We start from the raw sequence: 20,858 nt of genomic DNA, 5'->3' as shown, positions 1-20,858 counted from the left end.
AATCAACAGTTCATGTTGATACTCGTAACGTTCAATATTTTCGGTCGGAAATATTGAACTACCTCATTAATGGAAGGCAGGGAACCTCACTTTGGATCACAACCGCACACCGCTGTTCGACGCGCTGCGTTCCCACGCGAAGCAAAATCCCGTACAATTCCACATTCCGGGCCACAAGAAGGGCGCCGGCATGGATCCCGAATACCGCGAATATATCGGTCAGAACGTTCTCGATATCGATTTGATCAACATTGCCCCGCTCGACGACTTGCATCAACCGGTCGGCGTCATCCTGGATGCGCAGCAATTGGCCGCGGACGCGTTCGGCGCCGACGCGACCTTCTTCTCCGTGCAAGGGACGAGCACGGCGATCATGGCGATGATCATGTCCGTCTGCGGACACGGCGACAAAATCATCATCCCGCGCAACGTACATAAATCGATTCTGTCCGCGATTATCTTCACGGGCGCTCGCCCCGTGTTCTTGTCTCCCGTGCGGGATACGAACCTCGGCATCGACCACGGCGTCACGACCCGTTCGGTGCGCCGCGCGCTCGAGCGCCATCCCGACGCCTCAGCCGTGCTCGTCATCAACCCGACCTATTACGGCGTATGCACGAACTTGAAGGAGATCGTCGATCTCGTCCACGAATACGACGTTCCGGTTCTCGTCGACGAAGCGCACGGCGCTCTGATCCATTTCTCCGACGACTTGCCGCTGTCCGCGATGCAAGCGGGCGCCGACATGGCCGCGACAAGCGTCCATAAGCTCGGCGGCTCGATGACGCAAAGCTCCATTCTTAACGTCCGCAAAGGCCTCGTCAACACGCAGCGCGTGCAGACGATTCTCAGCTTGCTGACGACGACGTCCACGTCGTATCCGCTGCTCGCTTCGCTCGATACGGCGCGCAGGCAGCTCGCCGTCAGGGGCAAGGAAATCGCCGGGCGGACGGTCGCCTTCGCGAAGAAAGCCCGGGAGCAAGTGAACCGCATCCCCGGCCTGTTCAGCTTCGGCGAGGAACTGCTCGGAGAAGAAGCGACTTACGATTACGATCCGACGAAGCTGACGATTCACGTCCGCCATCTCGGCATTACCGGCTACGACGCGGAGAACTGGCTACGCGAGCATTACCGGCTCGAAGTCGAGCTGAGCGACATGTACAATATCCTGTGCCTGATCACGCCGGGCGACGACGAGGAATCGATCGGCATTCTGATCGACGCGCTGAACGCGATGTCGGACGCCTACCATTCGGAGAACAAAGAAATCCGCGAGCTCGTCGTGAAAATCCCGGAAATCCCCCATCTCGCGCTCACGCCGAGAGACGCGTTCTACGGGGAAACGGAGCTTGTCGCGTTCAAGGAGTCGGCCGGCCGGATTATCGCGGAATTCATCTACGTCTATCCGCCGGGCATTCCGATCCTGCTCCCGGGAGAAGTCATCTCGCAAGAAAACATCGATTACATCGTCGATCATCTCGAGGTCGGCTTGCCGGTGAAAGGTCCCGAGGACCGCTCCGTCACCCACGTCAAAGTCATCATGGAAGAAACCGCCATCTCGTAACCTGGCAATTGCCAGAAAAACGGGAAAATGCTATCATGGGCGTGGAGGTGGAACCGATGAGTCAAAGCGCTTTCATCAAGCTGGTGCAAGGCTCGGCCGTCGCCGAGGTGGATTTGAACGGGGTGAAGGAACAGCTGTCGCGTTACCGCGAGCAAATGGCCCTCACTGGCCGACAGCTCGGCTGGGATTACGCCGAAGCGGCGTTCCCGTACCGGATCGAAAGCAAGCCCGAAGCGAACGACCAGTGGTTCTACTTAAAAGGCCAAACGCCGCAATACCGTTACATCGTCGTCGGAACCGGCTCGCGCGAAGAAGAAGGCGTCTCCGTCCCTTACATTCAGCTTGTTCTTCCGAACGACTCCACGCACGGGGATAAAGCGAAAGCGAACGAACTGTGCAAATGGATCGGCAAGCAGCTCCAAGCGGAAGTCGAAATGTTTAACGGCCGAACCATTTATTTCAATCCTCGCAAGTAATTTCGTTCCTTATAGAAAAAAGCAGCAACCGCCTTCCCGAAGGAAGGGCGATTGCTGCTTTTTTGGGTTTGGATCGCGGGACGGATAAGGGCGATTAGCCGTTATCGTTCTCCAGCGCGGCAAGCTCTTCATATACACGCATGACCGTTTCCCATTCCTGATCGTCTTCGATATTGACGAGAACTTCGTCTTCTCCTTCTTGCTCGACGCGGAAAATAACGCCGTCGTCTTCCGGATCGTTGCGATCCAGAAGCACGGCGTAGGCACGATCGTTAGATTCGAATGTATACACGAGCACCATCTCGTGTTCGTTGCCGTCTTCGTCCGTTACGATGAACACGGCTTCGTCGTGGTCATGGTCGCAGTTTTCGTCATGGATATGATCGCTCATGGCGAACCTCCGTTCAATCGTTGGAATTGTTCTTCTCACGTATCGTATCACTTCCGGTATCGGGGGTCAATCGAGGGACACGAGCGATACCGAGAGCGTCCAACGATTCTCGGAACCGCCTTCCACCCTTTTCGCCTTGCCCAACCGATGAGCCGTCTGCACGCTGTCCATGTAACCGGACGCCGGCTCGACGGCGAACGTGTAGTCGTCGAACCCTCCGTAATGCGCCCAAATCGCGAGATATGGCGTATCCTCGGGGGAGAAACGAAAGGCGAGAGCTTCATGGGCGTCCGGATCGGCCACGGCCGCGTACCCTTCGCGTAACGGATCGGCGAAATAGTATTTCTCCGCGGCTCGGCTTTCCGCGCTTTCGAGGACGGATAAGTCCACGACGCTCTTGCCGTCCGCGGCGGACGCTTCGGGGTAAGAAGCGAACGTTAACGGCTCGCCGAGCCGATTCCGATGCGAATATGCGACTTGAATCCGGCCGCGCTCGGGCTCCGTCAACAGTCTCATGCCGGGACTGACGCGCAGCAGCGGATGGGCAGCCCACAAATATGAGAATGAATGCGGCGTCGGATTGCTGAGGCGGTACTCGATCCGCAACCCCGCCGCATCGAGATAGACTTTTTTACTTAGCCGGTAAGGTACCCGTACGCCTTCGACTTCAAGCCGCAAGCCGTCTTCCTCGATCGCGTGCCGCCAAGGCATGCACCATACTTCGCCGTGATCCGGGAAACTCTCATCTCGCCATGGTTCGTCCGGACACGGACAGGCATCGATCGTCGGGAACATCTCGTCCCAACCGCCCCGGTCGCCTTCGCCCCAATTCATGCCGTACCGTAGCGGTTCCCACGGCCGTTCCGTCCGGTGAATCCATTCCCTCTCCGTTCGCTTGTCGACGAGAGAGACGATTTTGCCCCCTCTGGCGGGAACGATACGAACGGCAAGCCGCTCGTTTTCGCCCAACACGCCTAAATACCCTTGCTCTTCGTATACGCTCCATTGGCGCGACGCCGCGGCCATCTCCGCTCCCCCTTTCCGCCGTTCCGTTGCGCTAAGCTTTCAAGACGATCTCGTAGACCGTTACGGCGCTGATCGAAGCGATGTCGGCGATGAGCTCCTTGGCCGTCTCGTTCCAGCCCGCCATCGTCGTATTGCTGTTCACGACCGTCCCTTTGCGGATCGGGGAAACGTAAATGTACATCCCCTTCTCCAAGAGCCGTTCCTCGAACCGCTTCAATCCGATTTCCCACGTCGTGCCGTTGCAGAAGTTATCGTTGACGAGATCGCCGTCGATGAACGCATAACCGATATCGCCGGAATAATCGATGCGGAGCAGCGCTTCTTTGACGCCGTTCATCGAGCCCGCTTCGAAGCGCAGGACGGCCCGCTCTTTCTTGACCTTCTCGAAAGCGAAGCCGATCGTCTTCCGAGGCGCTCGAAGCGTGTACGTCGCGAACAAGCCTTCCGTTGCGCGGCCGATCACATCCGCGCCTTCTACCGTTCCGAACGATCGCTCGAAATCCGGGAACACGCTGAACGTCACGTCCGTCTCTTCGGTCGATTCGAGCTTGATCTCGTCCCCCGACACGAGCAGATTGGCGTTCGAGAAGACGAAGCGTTCGCGCCCGCGGACGTCGACTTTCCAGAAGTCGAGGCTTCTCTCGTCCGTCATCGTATAGATCGCGATTTTCCGACCGCCGGCGGACGTCAGGCGGATTAAGCTATCCCGTTCGGCTTCGACCGCGATCAGCGTCGAGTCTTCGGAACGTTCGACCGTTCCGCGATCGACTTCGACCGATTCCAGATCTTGCGACAGTAAACGGTATTCGCCCTTTATGCCTTGCGGCATGCAGAAGAAATAGAACGTTTCGCCGTCGACGTCGAGCTTCGTTACGAGCTGCGTCGTCGCGTATTTCAGCTTGATGCCGCCCAAATCGAAGTTAAACGGCAACATGGCGAAGCTTTCGGCGGCGATGGCGAGTTCGCCTTCACGCGGAATCGTTATCGTCTCGCCTGGCAAATCGAGACTGACGTTGAAGCCGGTCAAATCGCGATTGACGACGTGGTCCTGGAAGTTGTTCAGGAATAGGAAGCCCGCTCCGCCATGCGAACGGACCGCGTAGCGAAGCGTATCGACGTCGTGCGGATCCATGCCGGACGTGTCGCCCGGCAATATCGTTTTCGTCCGCGCGAAAGTGCTCCCGAACGCCGAGAAGAAGTAATGCTGCAGCTTCGTCCTCTTGTAGGACTCCCTGACCTGACCGAATTCGCCGATCGGCGCGTTGAAATCGTAACTCAGCTTCGGCGTCGCCAAATCGTTCGTATAAGGATTGACCGTCCCTTTCGGATTCGTCCCTCCGTGGTACATATAGTAGCCGAGCAAATTGCAGCCTTCCGCGACCTTCATGACCGTCATCGCCGGCACGCTTTTATACGGAAGCTCGAAACGGTACTTGTAAAACTGCACCATCCCCCCGCCCATCTCGCAGCAAGCGTACGGGTAGTCTTCCGGCGAATAGAACGGCTCGAAGTTGTAGCTCTTCGGAATGGCGTTATTGTGCTTGTCCCGGAAAATATACTCCGGCGTCGCCGGATGCTCCTTCACGTCCTCGAACCGGTCCGTCTCGTAATATATCCACGGCCAGTAGGCGTAACCGCCCCATAGCGGAAGCATGTCCGGCACCGGCGTCGTCGCGCCGCCCCAGCCCGTACACGTGTAGATCGGCGTATCGATGCCCGCTTCGAGCGCCATTTCCTTGAGCGTCAACATATGGGCGTTGCCGTCGCTGCCGCCGTTCAGCCACATATTGTTGATGCCGACCGTCATGCCCCATTGCGCGGACGAATGGTTGTGCTCGTTCTCGATCTGGGTGCCGATGATCGGTCCTCCGTCTTTGTACAACAAACCTTGCAGTTGCTTGCCGATCTCTCCGTAGAGCCGTCTCGCGTATGCCAAATAACCTTCGTCGTTGGAGCGGACCTCGAACGGACGGCCGAACAACCAGTCCGGCAATCCCCCGTTGCGGATCTCGCCGTGATCGAATGGACCGATACGGACGATGGCGTACACGCCGTGCTTGCCGCACAGCTCGACGAAGCGGCGCAAATCTTTGTTGCCGCCCCATTCGAACGTCCCTTCGACCTCCTCGTGCAAATTCCAGAAAACGTAGGTAGCGACGATGTTGACGCCGCCCATTTTCATTTTCACGATCTCGTCTTCCCAATAACGTTCGTCGTAACGGGAATAATGGAATTCGCCGCAGACGCCGATGAAAGGCTCTCCGTTCTTTTCCATGAAATAGTTCGTGAAGCCGATACGCTCCCCGGAGGGGTTGGAGCCGCCGAGATGGATATGGCCGGAGAAAATGTTTTTTCGGTCGTTCTCGACCCGAATGCGATAGTTGATCATGTCGCAGCTCCTTCTAGATGAATGAACGCGCCGAGATGGTTTCCGTCCAGGCCTAGCGCGCGCTCGAGTTCCGCGGACGCCTCGTCCCCGTTCCCGAGACCGAGCAGGCCGAGCCCCCTCATGTACCGGCAATGAATCTCGTTGCGCTTGTTCAGATCGTCCTCGAACACGAGGAAGTCCGGCAGCGAAACGGCGAAGTAATCGATCCTGACCTCGTCGAACAGATGGCGCTCCGCGTAGTCGACCAGCTTATTGAAGCGTCTCTTCGCTTCGCGGTCGTTACCCAGCTTCAGCCAAGCCAGCCCTTGATAATAAATCATATCCGGCGGCTGGTCGTTGTAATACATCGCGCTCGCCGGTTCCTCGAGTCCTTGCGACGCGATCCGGTAAGCTTCCTCCGCTTGTTCGGCATGCCCCAATCCTTCGAACGCGCAGCCGAGATAATAGTAGATATTGTTTTCCTGGGCGCCGGACAGCTTCCCTTCCCCCAGATTATCGGGGTATACGAGCGCCTTCCGCAACAGCTCGGCCGCTTGTTCGAATTTCTCTTCCGATAAGCTCGCTTTCGCCAGCTCGACATGGGATAGCACGTATTGCCCCGTCGCTTTGCCTTCGCCGCCTTCCCACGGATGGAACATTCTCGCCGCCAGCAGTTCGGCCGCTTGCCCGTGGCGTCCCAATCGATTATGCAGCGTGACGTATTCCAAATACAAATCGTCCCGCGCCGCGACGAGTTCGCGATGGTTCTCCAGCGTTGCCAACCGTTCTTCCGGGGGCATGCCGATCTTCTTGTACAGCTGGTCGAGCTCGTAAAACACGCGGGCGTCGCTCCGGTCGCACTCGAACGCTTGTTCCAGAGCCAACCGGGCGTTATCCGCGTCGCCAAGTTTATTGTAATAGGCGAGAGCCGCGTTCCGATGAGCGGTCGGGAAAGCCGGATCGAGCTTGCGGGAGAGCTCCCAGCGCTCGATCGCTTCCGCATGCCTCTTCTTATCGTACAGCCAGTTGCCGAGGTAATAGTTCGCTTTCGGATCGTTCGCTTGCGCGGACGCCGCGTATTGCAACACCTCGTAGTCGAACATCGTGTTCGGGAAGCAATAATCCGGCGAGGAGTTGCGCCCGGCAAGAAGATGTCTGGCGGAGACCGACGCGTCGCCGAGTTTCCCGTACAAATAACCTAACGCATAATGAACGATCGGATAGGCGTCCGCCTTATCGCTTGGCGCGATTAAACCGAGCACGCCGATCGCTTCTTCAAACAATCCGGCTCCGGCATAGTCCGCGGCGAGCGCCAGCGCGTTGTGCGGGTCTCCCCGCAGCAAGATGAGCAACTCCCCTAGCCGAGCTTGCGCTTCGGCCGCGTCGCCGGCCTCTTCCGCAGCCAGCCTCAGTTCGTTATAAGCGCCGAAATCCGCGATGTCCGTCCGCATCGTCTCCTGCGCGAACGAGATCGCTTTTTCCCGTCGATCCAGCTTGCGGAGCAACGCCGTCTTCAAGTCGCGCGCCTTGTAGTTGCGGGAGTTGCGGACGAGAGAGCGCTCGGCGAGCTCTAGCGCTTCCGCGTAAGAGCCCTTCTCCGTCGCGATCTGCGCCAACGCGTAATAGCCGCTATCCTGCCATGCCGCGGACCAGACCGACTTGTACAAGGCGGCGAACGCTTCGTCCAACCGGCCTTGCAGCTTGAGCGAGACGCCGAGCTGGTAGTAGGCTTCCCCGTCGTACGGATTCGGATTGCGCCAAGTCAGTCTGGCCGTCGCCGCGCGGAAATGCTTCTCGCTCTCCGCGTACATTCCCCGCCGAAGCAGCAACGTCCCATAAGCGACGTTGATCCGGATATCTCCTGCGTCCCGCTTCAATCCTTCCGAATAATAGGCTTCCGGTTCGAACGTCGCGTGCCGGTATTGCTCGAGGTGAAGGCCCGCTAAGTAGAGCTGCTCGTTCGTCGCGAGCTCGGCCGGATCCGGAAGCGCCTTGGCGGCCTCCGGCACTTCTTCGATTTCCGGCTTCTTCGGCGCGTATCCGACGAGAATCCGGCCTGCCGCGTCTTTCACCGCGACGGTCAAGTCATGCGGCAATAGGCTCCCGTTCAGCTTGACCGTCGTACGGAACGAATCGCGAGGCGACAACGACACCGTCTCCCGGAACAGCAAGGCGCCCGCGCCGACGAGTTCGACCGTCGCTCCCTCGTATACGGAAGTCGCGTACGCGAACAACGTCGCCGTGCCGGCCGCTTCGTCGATTTCCAGGTTGACCGCCGCTTCTATCGTCGCGTTCTTCACGACTCCGATCTCTTTGTACGGCATGAAATATTGCTTGAACGACTTCTCTTCGTATGGCTGAAGCCAAGTGAAATCCGGCTGGTTGTCCGTGTAGACGCCGGTCATGAGCTCTATATACGGGCCGTCCTCGTCCGTCAAATTCCGGTCCCACGCTTGTCCGAATTCCCCGTTGCCCCACGTCCATTGTTTCTTGCCCGGAGAAATATGATGGTTGGCCACGTGAAGAAGACCCGCCTTCTCCGCGTGATCGTAGCCGCCGACGAAATCGTAATCCGACTTGTACGCCATGTATGACGTCGGCACCGGAATGTTCTTGTATCGGGAAATGTCGACGCCCGCGGAATAATCCATCTTGTAGTAGGTCCCCGTCGCGATCGGGAACCGGGAGACGTCCCGCTTCCCGTGATCGAATACGGCGGTCACGTCGGGAGGAAATACCGATTGCGTATGGTCGTTGACCGCGACCGCCGGATTCGCCCACCAAAGGAACGTCTGCGGCTCCGGCGTCCGGTTGTACAGCTGCGCGGAGATTTCCAAGTAGGCTTTGCCGGGATGCAACGTGAAGCCCGCCGTCACCTTCGTGCCGTACATGCGGTCGATTTCGCTGATCCACACGGTGGCGCTGCCGTCTTCGTTGTTAGTCAAGCGGCACTCCACGGGACCGTACGTGTTCGGACGGTGATGCTGCGGCCAGTTGAACTCGATGCCTCCCGATATCCACGGTCCGGCCAGACCGACGAGGGCGGGTTTGATCACCTGATTATAGTAGACGAAATCGTAGTCGTTCGTTCGGTCGATCGCCCGGTAGATGCGTCCTCCCAGCTCCGGCATCATCTCGATACGCAAGTAATCGTTCTCGAGAATGACCATCCGGTAAGGCTGCGGTTTTTTCTCGTCCTCGATTTTATCGATGACCGGGTGCGGATACACTTTGCCCGAGCTGCCTTGATAGCCGCGCTTCTCCAGGAACATCGGATTTTTGTCCGGCTTGCCGACGCCGTAGGTCGGAATGTGCGCGGTTTCTTCCCATACGCGTACGCGGGACGGGGATTTCGTCATGATCGTCACTCCTGATAGCTTGATAAGGATCTTACCCTTACCTTAACGAAGAGAGGGCCTTCGAACAATTCACGATTTCTTGTTTATGATGGACGATATTCTGATTTATGTTTACAATCGTCCTTGTAGATACAAAAACGGGAGCCATGGGTATGTTCAAAAAAGCAGAAGGCTTCGAGGCGGAGAAAATCATCGTGTTGCCGGCGTATTTGCTGGGCGAGATGGTGCAGTATCCGCTCGTTCGCCAATTGTACGTGACCGACATCGGTTATTATCCAAAAGCCCGCAATCATTATCTCGAGCGGGCAAGAGGATGCGAGTCTTCCATCCTAATCTACTGCATCGGAGGTGCCGGCTGGATATCGAAGGGCAATGGCGAGAGCCGATCCTCGTTCAAGCTGAGCGAAGGGGAACTCGCCATTCTTCCGGCGGACGTCCCCCATGCCTACGGAGCGGACGAATCGAATCCATGGAGTATTTACTGGTTTCATTTCTCGGGAGAGATGGCCCCGCATTACGTTCGGGGAATAGAAGCGAGCGATGTGCCACTCTCGCTGTCTCATAGAGAAGCGGAGAAATTCGTGTTTCATTTTCATGAGATTTACGATACGTTGTCATCGAAATCGTACTCTGTTCCCCACCTTGCGCACGTCTCCCAGACGATTGCCTATTTGCTAAGCGGGATCGGTCTACTTCCCGGGCGCAAAGTCGATGCGCGCAAGAAAACCTATATCGAGAATGCGATGAAATTCATGGCGGAACATCTCGAGCTGTCGTTCTCGCTGGACGAGCTTGCCCAGCATGCGCAAATATCCAAGCAGCATCTGAACACCCTGTTCAAAGCCGAAACCGGCTTCGCGCCGATCGACTACTTCCACCGGATGCAGATGCGGCGCGCCTGCCAGCTTTTCGACCTCTCCGAGCTTAGCGTCAAGGAAGTTTGCCACGGGCTCGGGTTCAAAGATCCGTACTACTTCTCGCGGCTGTTCAAGAAAATCATCGGCCTGTCGCCGTCCGCCTATCGGGGAACGCCGAAGGGTTAGCGCACGAATGGCCATGTCCCTTCCCCGCGTACAAATAATAAGAAGCCGTCCCTCCGGCATCTCGCGATGACGAAAGGGACGGCTTTGCGATTGTTTTCTATTGACCTTTGGCGGCCAAGAAAGCGGCGGCTTGCGTCTCAAGCTCCGTCTTCACTTTGTCGACTCCGGCGGAGTTCATCTTCGAGGCCAACGTATCGAACGCTTTATCGACGTCTTTAACCGCTCCGATCGCCATCGGCATGAAGTATTGCGTCGACACGTTTTTCAGGCTCGCTATTTCCGATTTCACTTTATCGTTGTTGAACGAGAAACCGAGATACGTCGCAGGCAACAAATAGCCTTTGATTTTGTCGTTCAGCTCGATGTACGAATCGGTCCAGCTTACGCTTGGCTTAAAGTAGTCTTTGTCGACGAACCAGAAGCCTGCCGCGTCCGGCGGATACGTATTGTCGGCGGCCGTAACGCCTTCCGGCAGCGTCAGCTTGTCGTCCGCTGTAATGGCATAGTTCTTGCCTTCGATACCGTAATAAGCTGTGTACACGTAAGATTGGTCTTCCATGATCAGATCGAGCGCTTGAAGGGCGCGCTCGGGGTTTTTGGAACTCGCGGCGACGGCGATGCCGTTATTCAGCCAGCTATTCGACTGCGAATGGCCCGACGGGGACAAAACAGGGATGATATAAGTTTCGATCCCTTTATCTTTGCACGATGCCAGCGTAGCTTGGATATCGACGGAGTTCCCAAAAGCGACGCCCGATTTACCCTCGCAGAAGTTGTCTTTGGAACGGACTTTGTTGGAGTACGGATTTTTGTTGACATAACCCGCGTCGTACCACTTCTTCATTGTTTCCGCGCCATACTTGAACGAACTTTGAACCGGTTCGTCGGTGATGCTCAAGATTTTGCCCGTAGCATCTTCCAGATCGGAGTAGTTGCCGACGGAGGACGGGTCGCCGGAATCTTGCGGAGCGCCCGCGTAAGCGAACTTCTCCTGCACCAACGCGCCGAACGGTGCAGGCAAGTCGTACTGCGAGTCCAAGTTGAGCGGAATCATGTCCGGGTAGTCCTTTTTGATCTCCGCGAAATAAGGCTCGAGGTCGGACATTTTCGTCGGATTCGTTAAGCCCGCTTTGTCCATGATGTCCTTGCGGATGACGATAACACCGACTTTGCGATCCGGCGTCGTTGTCGGAATCATGAATTGCTTGCCGTTGACTTGAGCGGCTTGATAAGCGGCCGGGTCCTGCTTGGCGAAATACTTCGGCATATATTGCTCGAGCAGATCAGGCGTCAATTCCTTGAACGAGCCCTTGTTCGCTTCGGGAATATAAAAGTTCCAATCTGCTGCGAACACGAAATCGACATCTTCGCCGGAAGCGAGGATGAGCGGATATTTCGACGCAACGTCTCCCCATCCGATATAGTTGATTTCGAGTGTTGCGTTAATGTCTTTCTTCAGTTTCTCGTTCAGCGCGGCCATCACGTCCGGCATGCCTTTCGGCGCTTCGCCGAGCAAATATCCGACGAGCTTCACTTCCTTGGAATTGTCGATCGCGGGCGCAGCCGACTCCGGAGACGATGCGGAAGCGGAAGCGGTAGCCGACGGCTCCGCGCTGCCGGTGGAAGCGCCGCTTGGCGATTCGCTTGCGTTGTTGTTATTGCCGCACGCGGCGAGCACCAACGAGAGCATTACTAACATCGACATTACTGAGAACAAGCTTTTTTTCATGACTTTCACTGAGGTACCTCCCTTTGTGGTGGCGAATCTTTATCTATATAAATTCCGTCCGGAAACGGAACCTATATCAGCCTTTGACGGCGCCGATCGTAATGCCGCTCACGAAGTACTTCTGGGCGAACGGGAAGACGAGCAGGATCGGTCCCGTCGCGATGACCGTCATCGCCAGCTTAAACGTTTCCTTCGGAGCGTCCAGATTCGTCACATGCTGAGCCATCGCGGCCGACAAATTGATCGACGATAGCATTTTGTAGAGCAAATATTGTAACGGAATCAAGTCATCCTTGTTCGTAAACATCATCGCCGTCCACCAATCGTTCCAATAAGCGAGCGCCGTGAATACGCCGATCGACGCGAGAGCCGGCTTCGTTAACGGAAGCACCATCTGAAGGAAGATGCGCAGATCCCCCGCTCCGTCAATCTTGGCCGATTCGACGAGCGGCTCGGGAACCGAACCGCGGATGAAGCTGCGTAAAATCAGAATGTACAAGACGTTAAACATCGGGCCCAGAATCAGGACAGAATACGTATTGGTCAAATGCAGATTGCGACTTAGCCAAATGTAGTAGGGAGCCAATCCGCCGTTGAACAGCGTCGTAAAGAACAGGAAGAACGCCAGTTTATTGCGATGTTGAAGTTCCTTGCGACTCAGCACGTAGGCGGCCATCGTCGAGATGAACAAGGAGAGAATCGTGCCGACGCCTGTGACGATGATCGATACTTTGTAGCCGGATAGCACGTCCTCGGGATACCGGAAAATATACTTGAACGCCTCCACGGAGAAACCGCGCGGCCAAAACCAGTAACCGTCCTTAAGAACGGAACTCTCCGAAGAGAGCGCGCCGGAAACGAGCACGATAAAGGGTAAAACGCATACGAGGGCGATTAACGTCACGATCGCGTACGATAAAGCCGTAAAGGCCGGAGCGGAATTAAGCTTGTTGTTGGCTATAGCACTCTTCATGTCGATCACCTGCTTTTCTTGGTAGTCGTACGATCAGAACAACGCCTGATCTTTGTCGTATTTGCGGACGAGCCAGTTGGCCGTCAATATAATGACGAGCGTCAGCACCGATTGATAGAAGCCGACGGAAGAAGCCATGCCGAAGTCGGCGGCTCCCATCAAGGAGCGAAACGCGAGCGTGTCGATAATATCGGTCGCGTCCATCAGCAGCCCATTGTTGCCGATGAGCTGGTAGAACATATCGAATTCGCCTCTCATGACCCGGCCGAGACCAAGCAGAATCAAGATGATCATCGTCGGTTTCAGCAACGGAATCGTGATTCTCCTGATTTTCTGGAATCGGCTTGCCCCATCGATCGTCGCCGCTTCGTAGATTTCCTGGTCGATGCCGACGATCGCGGCCAAGTAAAGCACGCTTCCATAGCCAACCCATTTCCAGACGTACAAGAAAGGAAGGATCAAGTACCAGTAACTCGCGTTCGAGTAAATGTCCAGGGCTTCCATGTGAAAGCGGCCGAGCAGCTTGTTCACGATACCGTACTCGTAGTTGAGGAAGTTGTATACGAAAGCCGACACGGTGACCCATGAAATGAAGTAAGGTAGAAACATCAGCGTCTGGCTCAGCTTTTTGAACCACTTCCTCTGGATCTCCGAGACGAAGATCGCGGCGACGATAGAAATCAGCGTATAGCTGCCTAGGAAAATCACGTTGTACACGAGCGTGTTACGAGTGACGAGCCAAGCTTTGCCCGACGCGAAAAAATACTGGAAGTTATCGAAGCCGACCCATTCGCTGAAGAAGATCCCGCCTTGGCGGGTATACGACTCGAACGCCATGACGATCCCCGTCATCGGGATATAAGCGAATACGATAAAGTAAATGGCGACCGGCGCGAACATCAGGTACAGCAGCCAATTCGAACGAATATCTTTCATGCGATTACCTCCGTCAATTTCTCTCCGTTGTTCTCTAGGTCTATCGTAATACACGCCCGAAAACGGCCATACGGGACAAAGTTACGAATACCTTCGAAAACCTATGCTAAGCGGCAGGAGCGACGAAAGTTGGAAAAACCAAGCAAAAACGCCTTCGGCGTCCTCTGGGCGCTGAAGAAGCTTTGCGGAGACGATTCAGAAATGGATAAGCGTGAAACTTATACATTCTGAATCGTCAAAAAAAGCCTTTCGGAAGTATCGCTTCCGGAAAGGCTTTTGGGGGAGGATTCGCTATCTTCGTTTATCGGGTCCGCGCCATGAACTCGGCTCCTTGCTTCTCGACTTCTTCCTTCACCTTGTCGATGCCCGCTTGCTTCAAACGCGCGGCGAGCGTATCGAAAGCGGCGTCGACGTCTTCGACCGCGCCGATGTAAATCGGCTGCGCGTATTGCGTCGAGACGTTCTTCAGCTGGGCAATCTCCGATTTCACGCTTTCGGAATTGAACAGGAAGCCCAAGTACATTGTCGGCTCCAAATAACCCGCTATTCGTTGCTGCAGCGAGACGTATGAATCCGTCCATGTCGCAAGCGGCTTGAATAAATCCTTATTGACGAACCAGAACCCCGAAGCATCCGGCGGGTACGTGTTCGCCTCCGACGTAACGCCTTCCGGCAGCCCGATCTTGCCGTCGGGCGACAGCGCGTAATTCTTCCCTTCGATGCCGAAGTAGGCCAGATACGCGTATGAAGGCTCTTCCATGATCAAGTCGAGCGCCTCGAGCGTTCTCTCCGGATTTTTGGAGGAAGCGGCGATGGCGACGCCGTTGTTCAGCCAGCTCGATTGCGAGGTTTTGCCGGACGGGTATAACATCGGAAAAGGATAGACGTCGATTCCTTTTTCCTTGCAGGAGGCGAACACGCTCATCATGTCGATGGAATTGCCGAACGCGACGCCGGATTTGCCGTTGCAGAAATTGTCCTTGGAACGCACGTTGTTGGCGTAAGGATTTTTGTTGATATACCCTTTGTCGTACCAGTTCTTCATGATGCCCGCCGCAAATTTCTGATATCCGAGCAAGGGTTCTTCCGTCATGCTGTACATCGTTCCGGAAGGATTCTCTTTATCGGCCGTGACGCCTTGCGCCATCGGATCGCCGGAATCGAACGGAGCATTGAACCACGCGAATTTCTCGGACATCAAATAACCGTAGGGAGTCGGTAAATCGAATTGGGAATCCAGATTCAGCGGGATCATGTTCGGGTAATCCCTCTTAATGACGGCCAAGTACGGCTCGATTTCCGAGAACTTCGCGATTTCCGTCATTCCGGCCTTCTCCATGACGTCTTTGCGGAACAAAGCGACGTTCACCTTGCGGTCGGGAGACGCGGTCGGAACCATATACGACGCGCCGTTCACGAAAGACGCCTCGATCGCGCCGGGCGGCAGCTTCTCCATATGCCGGGGCATGAACTTGCGGAGCATGTCCGCATCGAGCGCCCGGAAGGCGCCTTTCGTCGCCTCTGTCACGTAGAAGTTCCAGTCCGCCGCGAAAATAAAATCGACGTTTTCCCCGCTCGCTAGCAGAAGCGGATATTTCGACGCGACGTCGCTCCAACCGATATAGTTCAGCTCGAGCGTCGCGTTGATGTCCTTTTTCAGCTTCGCGTTCAACGCTTCGAGCACGTCCGGCATTCCTTTCGGCGCTTCGCCGAGCAAATAACCGACCAGCTTCACTTCTTTCGCGTGCTCCGAATCGAAAGTCCCTTCGTTCCCGGCCCCGCCGCCGGAGCATGCCGTCAATCCGAGCATGCCCGTTATCGCGAACGCCCACAGCCGCTTCAGGAATGGCCTGCCCCTTATCAACCGGATAACCCCCTTCATGCCATCAACCCGTCTTTCGATCCGGAAGCCGTAGCAGCGCGCGCGTCCCGACCCCCGGAGCGCTCTCGAACTTCAAACCGTACGTCGACCCATAGCTTAGCTGAAGACGCTCTTCGATGTTGCGAACGCCGTAACCTCCGAGTTCGCTTTTGCCGCTTGGGCCTACGAGTATCGACGCGAGCCGTTCCCCGTCCATGCCGACGCCGTCGTCCGCCACCTCGATGACGATGTCATCTTTATCCGCCCAAGCCGTCACGCGAATCGTCCCTTCCTCGCTGTCTTTCTCCATAATACCATGCAGAATCGCGTTCTCGACGAGCGGTTGAAGCAAGATCTTCGGCAGCTCGCAATCGTACAGTTCCCTCGACACCTCCAGCTCGAGGCGAATGCCGTCCCCGAAGCGCATATTCTGTATGCGAACGTAAGCTTCGATATGCTTCAGCTCGCTTTCGAGCGTCACGTATTCTTTGCCGTTCGACAGGCTGAGCTTGTAAAAAACGGCCAGCTCGTCCACGACGCGCTTAATGTCGCGCGCGTCCGATTCGATCGCCATGACGTTGATCAGATCGAGTGTATTGTATAGGAAATGCGGATTGATTTGGGCTTGCAGCGCTTTGAGTTCCTTATTCTTAACCTCGCGGCCGAGCGTGTATTTCTCGTCGATGAGACCCGACATATTCTGCACCATGGCGTTGAAGTTGTGCGTCAGTTCGCCGATCTCGTCCTCGTTCGTCGGCAGCGGCGCGAGCTGGAAATGGCCGTGCTTGACTTTGCGGACGTGCACGATCAGCCGGCGTATCCGTTTCGTCGCGGAAGCGGCCACGAAGAAAGAAAACGGCAGCATGAACGGCACGACGATCAAGAAGATCGAGACGATCCGGTTGCGCGCTTTCGTGCTCGATTGCAAAATATCCGCGTAGGGTACGACGAGCGCCACCATCATGTCGGTATGCGGGATCGCCTGAACGCCGAGCAAATGCCGGCTTCCGTCGACCGTATAGTTGTCGTTGTAATAGGAGTCCCCGGCATTAATCCTGAAATAAAGATCGCGAATTTCTTTCACGAGCGAAGCCGAATACGGAAATTGGTCGGATTTGCTGAGCAGCTCCCCTTCGTTGTTCAATAGGACCGCGGCCGCCTTAGGCGTCAAAATCGCGTGGTTCAGCACCGATTGCATCGCGGATGGCTTGACGCTCGCGCGCACGATGCCGTCGAATTGCCGGATATCGTGCTCGTTCGGCACTTTGCGAAGCACGGTCAGCTCCCGGCTGTCCGATCCTCCGTCCAGCTCCGTTGAAGGAAGCCAAGCGAACGCCGAGTTCGATGAAGCGAACCGGCGAAACCAAGCTTCGGACTCGACTTTGGACATGAGCAGGAAGTCTTCGTTTTCCGTGGCGCCTGCAAGTCCGTCCTTCATGTAAACCCGAATCGAATCGATATCGTCGTTATACCGGAATTGATTGATCAGCCGGGACAATTGCAAAGCGTCCATGTGCCAGACGTCGATGTCTTCGTAAGGTTTCGAATCCGCGACGACGCCGGCTTGCACGAGCTCGTTAAACGCGATGAAATTAAGCACTTCCCCGATCGCCTCGGATTTGTATTGCAAATACGCCTTCGTCTCGTCCAGCATCTTGTGCGACGAGTAAACTGCCGCTTCCTTATTCTCCCTCTGCGTCATGTTAATATGGATGAAGAGCAGCAGCAAGAACGGAATCATAATGACGAGCACGTAGGACGCGAACAGCTTATAGCGTATGCTCAAGTTTAACGAGCGTTGCAGTCCCCGTCTCATTTGACCGCACGCTCCCTATATTCGGAAGGCGTGCAGCCCGCGTTCCGCTTGAAGAACGTCGTGAAATAATTCGCGTCCGAGATGCCGATTCGGATCGCCACCTCGAACAGCTTCACGTTCGCGTCCCTGAGCAGTTCCTTCGCCCTGTTCATTCTCGTATCCGTAATATATTCCTTAAGCGTCTGCTTGTTTTGTTTTTTGAAATAGGCGCACAAGTAAGTTTCGCTGAATTGGACGTGATCGGCGATCTCGCGGATCGTAAAGCCCTTCTCGTGGAAATGCGCATGGACGTAGCGGACGATTTCGCGCATTTTGCCGGTTCCCGCGCCCTCATCGTCGCCGGACGGCCCGGTCATCGCTTCCATGAATTCGAGCACGTACCGCTCCAGCGCGTCCAAGCTCGGAATGCGGTCGATTTCCTTCCACATGTAACGGCGCTCCGTATCCTCGGACAACTCCGCCGCCCCTAATTGCACGGCCGTTTCCATAATCGCGACGAGAAATTGAAAATAAGTATCCTTTAACCGGGAAATATCGAGATCCATCCGTTCGCGAGCGTAAACCGTCCATCGTTCGACCGTCCGTCTAGCCTCCGCGATCTCTCCCCTGCGGAGCTGGTCGCGCATCAGGCGTACTTCTTCCCAATTCGGCTCGATGGCGAAGTGCTCGCCAAGCGCGTTGGCGAATACGGGATGCGCGCCGTTGCCGTAATATTGATACGCGCTCGCATGGGAAGCGAGCCTGTAAGCCGCCGGAATGGCGGACAGGGACGGGGCGGCCTCCCCGATGCCGAGCCGCAGTTCGATCTTGTCCCCGGCGATCGCCCGCAGCTCCGAAGAGATCTCTTCGATCGTTTCCCTGCCATCCCGGTAAGAACTCCGGTAATCTCCCGGCAACACGACCACCAGATGGTTCCGCGAATCGAAGCCCGCCAGCAACATCCTCGAGGTCAATTTCGGGTGACGGCAGATCGACTCGAGTATTCTTTCATGGGTGACGGCGGGCTCCTCGGGAAGATCCGCCGGACTCCAATACAGCGCCGCGACCGCGACCGTATAAGGTCCTTCCAGCGGTAACAGGAACGTATCCCTGCTGCGCAGGGCGGGGACGACGTTCGGCGCTTCCGGATGGGCGACGAGCTTGCGCACCATCTCCTGGCGAAGGAAAGGCAGACTGCGGTCGAATCCCGCCTGAAGCTGCCGTTCGTCTTCCCTTCTTTTGACTTCCTCGCGTCGCTGCGCGATCGCCGATTCGACCGCTTCGCGAACTTCGTCGAGATTGACGGGTTTCTCGATATAAGTAAACGCTTTCAAGTGAATGGCCGATTTCAAGTATTCCTTGTCGGAAAATCCGCTCAAGAAAATCACCGGGCACCGCGGATCGATGTTCCGATATTGCCGGGCGAATTCGATTCCGTTCAACTTGGGCATCCTGATGTCGCAGAGGATGATATCCGGCTTCCGCTCGGAGGCGAGCTCCAACGCATGAAGCCCGTTCCTCGCCGTTTCCACTTCGTCGATCCCGATGGCGTCCCACGGAACGTAATTCCGCAGCAATTCTCTCGTCCGGTTCTCGTCGTCCACGATCAATAGCTTCAAGAGAATCCCTCCTTCGGGCGTCGCGACTTCGTCCCCTCATTATAGTAGGAACCGGACGCCCTGCATACAAGGCAAACTTATGATTTCCTTCGATTTTCGAAGCTTTGCCGCAAGTCTCGCGTTTTTTCCAAAAACGGTGTTGCCTCATGGAAAATCGTCTTTTATAATGTGATTAGCATTATTGTAATTCAATTTATAATTATATTAATTCAACTAAGAGGAGATAAGATCATGTCCACTCTCGTCATTCACGCCGACTCCGCCAAAAGCAAGATCGACCGAAACATTTACGGGCACTTCGCCGAGCATCTGGGACGTTGCATTTACGAAGGGATATGGGTCGGAGAGGATTCTCCCATTCCGAATACGGAAGGGATGAGGAACGACGTCATCGAAGCGCTCCGGGAGCTTCGCATCCCGGTGCTACGCTGGCCGGGAGGCTGCTTCGCCGACGCCTACAACTGGAAGGACGGCATCGGACCGAGAGAAAACCGCAAACGGATGGTGAACATCCATTGGGGCGGCGTCGTCGAGAACAACCATTTCGGCACGCACGAATTTCTTCGGTTTTGCGAATTGATCGGAACCGAGCCGTACATTTCCGGCAACGTCGGGAGCGGGACCGTTCGCGAGATGTCCGAGTGGATCGATTACATGACGTTCGACGGCGAATCCCCGATGGCGGACTGGCGCAAGGAGAACGGCCGCGACAAGCCGTGGAAGCTGACTTATTTCGGCGTCGGCAACGAGAACTGGGGCTGCGGCGGACAGATGCGTCCCGAATATTACGCGGACCTGTACCGCCAATATGCCGCCTACGTTCGCAATTACGGCGACAACAAAATTTTCAAAATCGCTTGCGGCCCGAACGAAGACAATTACAATTGGATGGAAGTGCTCATGCGCGAAGCGGGTCCGTACATGGACGGCATCAGCGTGCACTATTACACCCTTCCGACCGGCGTATGGAGCGCCAAAGGCTCTTCCACGGAGTTCGACGAGCAGATTTGGTTCAACACGCTCAAGAAAACGTTGTTCATGGACGAACTGCTTGCCAAGCACGACGAGATCATGACGAAATACGATCCCGAGAAGAGAGTGGCGCTCGTCGTCGACGAATGGGGCACTTGGTACGACGTAGAGCCAGGCACGAACCCCGGCTTCCTGTACCAGCAGAACACCCTGCGGGACGCGCTTGTCGCCGGCATTAACCTGAACATTTTCCACAAGCATAGCGACCGCGTTAGGATGGCCAACATCGCGCAGGTCATCAACGTCCTTCAAGCGGTCATTCTGACGGAAGGCGCCGACATGGTACTGACGCCGACGTATCACGTGCTGAACATGTACAAAGTCCATCAAGACGCCCGGTACGTGGAGACGAGCTTGGAAAGTCCAGTCTACGAGATGGGTGGCGAAGCGATCGAACAGATCAGCCACTCCGCATCTATCGACGATAACGGCCGGCTTCACCTCTCGCTATGCAATCTTCACCATGCGAACTCGGCGGAGATTAGCTGCGACATTCGCGGAATGAAAGCGGAACGGGTAACGGGAACGGCGCTCACTTCCGGCGAGATGCAGACGCACAATACGTTCGAACGGCCGGATGCAATCGGCCCTGTCGAGTTCTCCGACTTCCGCGTCGAGAACGGTCGGCTCTTCGTCAAGCTGCCGGCCAAATCCGTCGTCGTTCTCTCGATCGAGTAGGCGGTGAA

Annotated in this window: 14 protein-coding genes; 4 read left to right on the top strand and 10 right to left on the bottom strand. The window is 56.0% G+C overall.

Annotation, left to right across the window (positions count from 1 at the left end):
- Positions 1–91 precede the first annotated feature (91 nt).
- Positions 92–1,564, top strand: coding sequence for an aminotransferase class I/II-fold pyridoxal phosphate-dependent enzyme (locus tag ACFPPD_RS00790; RefSeq protein WP_209747713.1), 1,473 nt, complete (start codon positions 92–94; stop codon positions 1,562–1,564).
- Between the two features lie 56 nt (positions 1,565–1,620).
- Positions 1,621–2,040, top strand: coding sequence for a DUF1885 family protein (locus ACFPPD_RS00785; protein ID WP_209747711.1), 420 nt, complete (start codon positions 1,621–1,623; stop codon positions 2,038–2,040).
- A 94-nt stretch (positions 2,041–2,134) separates the two neighbouring features.
- On the opposite strand, the gene ACFPPD_RS00780 is transcribed toward ACFPPD_RS00785, so the two are convergent.
- The 4 genes from ACFPPD_RS00780 to ACFPPD_RS00765 all read right to left on the bottom strand — a co-directional run bounded on the left by ACFPPD_RS00780 (position 2,135) and on the right by ACFPPD_RS00765 (position 9,184).
- The gene (locus tag ACFPPD_RS00780; RefSeq protein WP_209747709.1) at positions 2,135–2,431 is read right to left on the bottom strand and encodes a DUF1292 domain-containing protein; all 297 of its coding nucleotides are present in this window, start codon (positions 2,429–2,431) and stop codon (positions 2,135–2,137) included.
- Positions 2,432–2,497: 66 nt separating this feature from the next.
- Complete coding sequence (locus ACFPPD_RS00775; protein ID WP_209747707.1) at positions 2,498–3,457, bottom strand: aldose epimerase family protein; 960 nt, start codon at positions 3,455–3,457, stop codon at positions 2,498–2,500.
- Between the two features lie 31 nt (positions 3,458–3,488).
- A complete protein-coding gene (locus ACFPPD_RS00770; protein ID WP_209747705.1) occupies positions 3,489–5,846 on the bottom strand; it encodes a beta-galactosidase in 2,358 nt (785 codons plus the stop codon).
- Positions 5,843–9,184: a DUF5107 domain-containing protein gene (locus ACFPPD_RS00765; protein ID WP_209747703.1), complete on the bottom strand. Its 3,342-nt coding sequence runs from the start codon at positions 9,182–9,184 to the stop codon at positions 5,843–5,845. Before ACFPPD_RS00765 ends, ACFPPD_RS00770 begins: the two co-directional genes overlap by 4 nt.
- 152 nt (positions 9,185–9,336) lie before the next feature.
- Between ACFPPD_RS00765 and ACFPPD_RS00760 the strand changes: the two genes are divergently transcribed.
- On the top strand, positions 9,337–10,227 hold the full coding sequence (locus ACFPPD_RS00760; RefSeq protein WP_209747701.1) for an AraC family transcriptional regulator: 891 nt from the start codon (positions 9,337–9,339) through the stop codon (positions 10,225–10,227).
- A 97-nt stretch (positions 10,228–10,324) separates the two neighbouring features.
- Here ACFPPD_RS00760 and ACFPPD_RS00755 read toward each other — a convergent pair whose 3' ends face one another.
- From ACFPPD_RS00755 to ACFPPD_RS00730, 6 genes are all read right to left on the bottom strand, one after another.
- On the bottom strand, positions 10,325–11,956 hold the full coding sequence (locus ACFPPD_RS00755) for a DUF3502 domain-containing protein (RefSeq protein WP_209747788.1): 1,632 nt from the start codon (positions 11,954–11,956) through the stop codon (positions 10,325–10,327).
- 76 nt (positions 11,957–12,032) lie between these two features.
- Positions 12,033–12,929, bottom strand: coding sequence for a carbohydrate ABC transporter permease (locus ACFPPD_RS00750; protein ID WP_209747698.1), 897 nt, complete (start codon positions 12,927–12,929; stop codon positions 12,033–12,035).
- A 33-nt stretch (positions 12,930–12,962) separates the two neighbouring features.
- Positions 12,963–13,865 carry an ABC transporter permease gene (locus ACFPPD_RS00745; RefSeq protein ID WP_209747696.1) on the bottom strand — a complete coding sequence of 301 codons (903 nt, stop codon included), beginning with the start codon at positions 13,863–13,865 and terminating at the stop codon, positions 12,963–12,965.
- Between the two features lie 301 nt (positions 13,866–14,166).
- Entirely contained in the window at positions 14,167–15,729 is a 1,563-nt protein-coding gene (locus ACFPPD_RS00740) for an ABC transporter substrate-binding protein (protein ID WP_378081004.1), read from the bottom strand.
- 22 nt (positions 15,730–15,751) lie between these two features.
- The gene (locus ACFPPD_RS00735) at positions 15,752–17,542 is read right to left on the bottom strand and encodes a cache domain-containing sensor histidine kinase (protein WP_209747692.1); all 1,791 of its coding nucleotides are present in this window, start codon (positions 17,540–17,542) and stop codon (positions 15,752–15,754) included.
- Positions 17,539–19,140, bottom strand: coding sequence for a response regulator (locus tag ACFPPD_RS00730; protein WP_209747690.1), 1,602 nt, complete (start codon positions 19,138–19,140; stop codon positions 17,539–17,541). The genes ACFPPD_RS00735 and ACFPPD_RS00730 overlap by 4 nt, the downstream gene beginning before the upstream one ends.
- A 231-nt stretch (positions 19,141–19,371) precedes the next feature.
- On the opposite strand from ACFPPD_RS00730, the gene ACFPPD_RS00725 reads away from it, so the two are divergent.
- Positions 19,372–20,850: an alpha-N-arabinofuranosidase gene (locus ACFPPD_RS00725; protein WP_209747688.1), complete on the top strand. Its 1,479-nt coding sequence runs from the start codon at positions 19,372–19,374 to the stop codon at positions 20,848–20,850.
- Positions 20,851–20,858 lie beyond the last annotated feature (8 nt).

Origin of the sequence: Cohnella suwonensis, from assembly GCF_042655365.1 — a bacterium.
Classification (GTDB): domain Bacteria; phylum Bacillota; class Bacilli; order Paenibacillales; family Paenibacillaceae; genus Cohnella; species Cohnella suwonensis.
The sequence above is the reverse complement of the archived record's forward strand: the minus strand, read 5'-3'. Positions and strand labels throughout refer to the sequence as shown.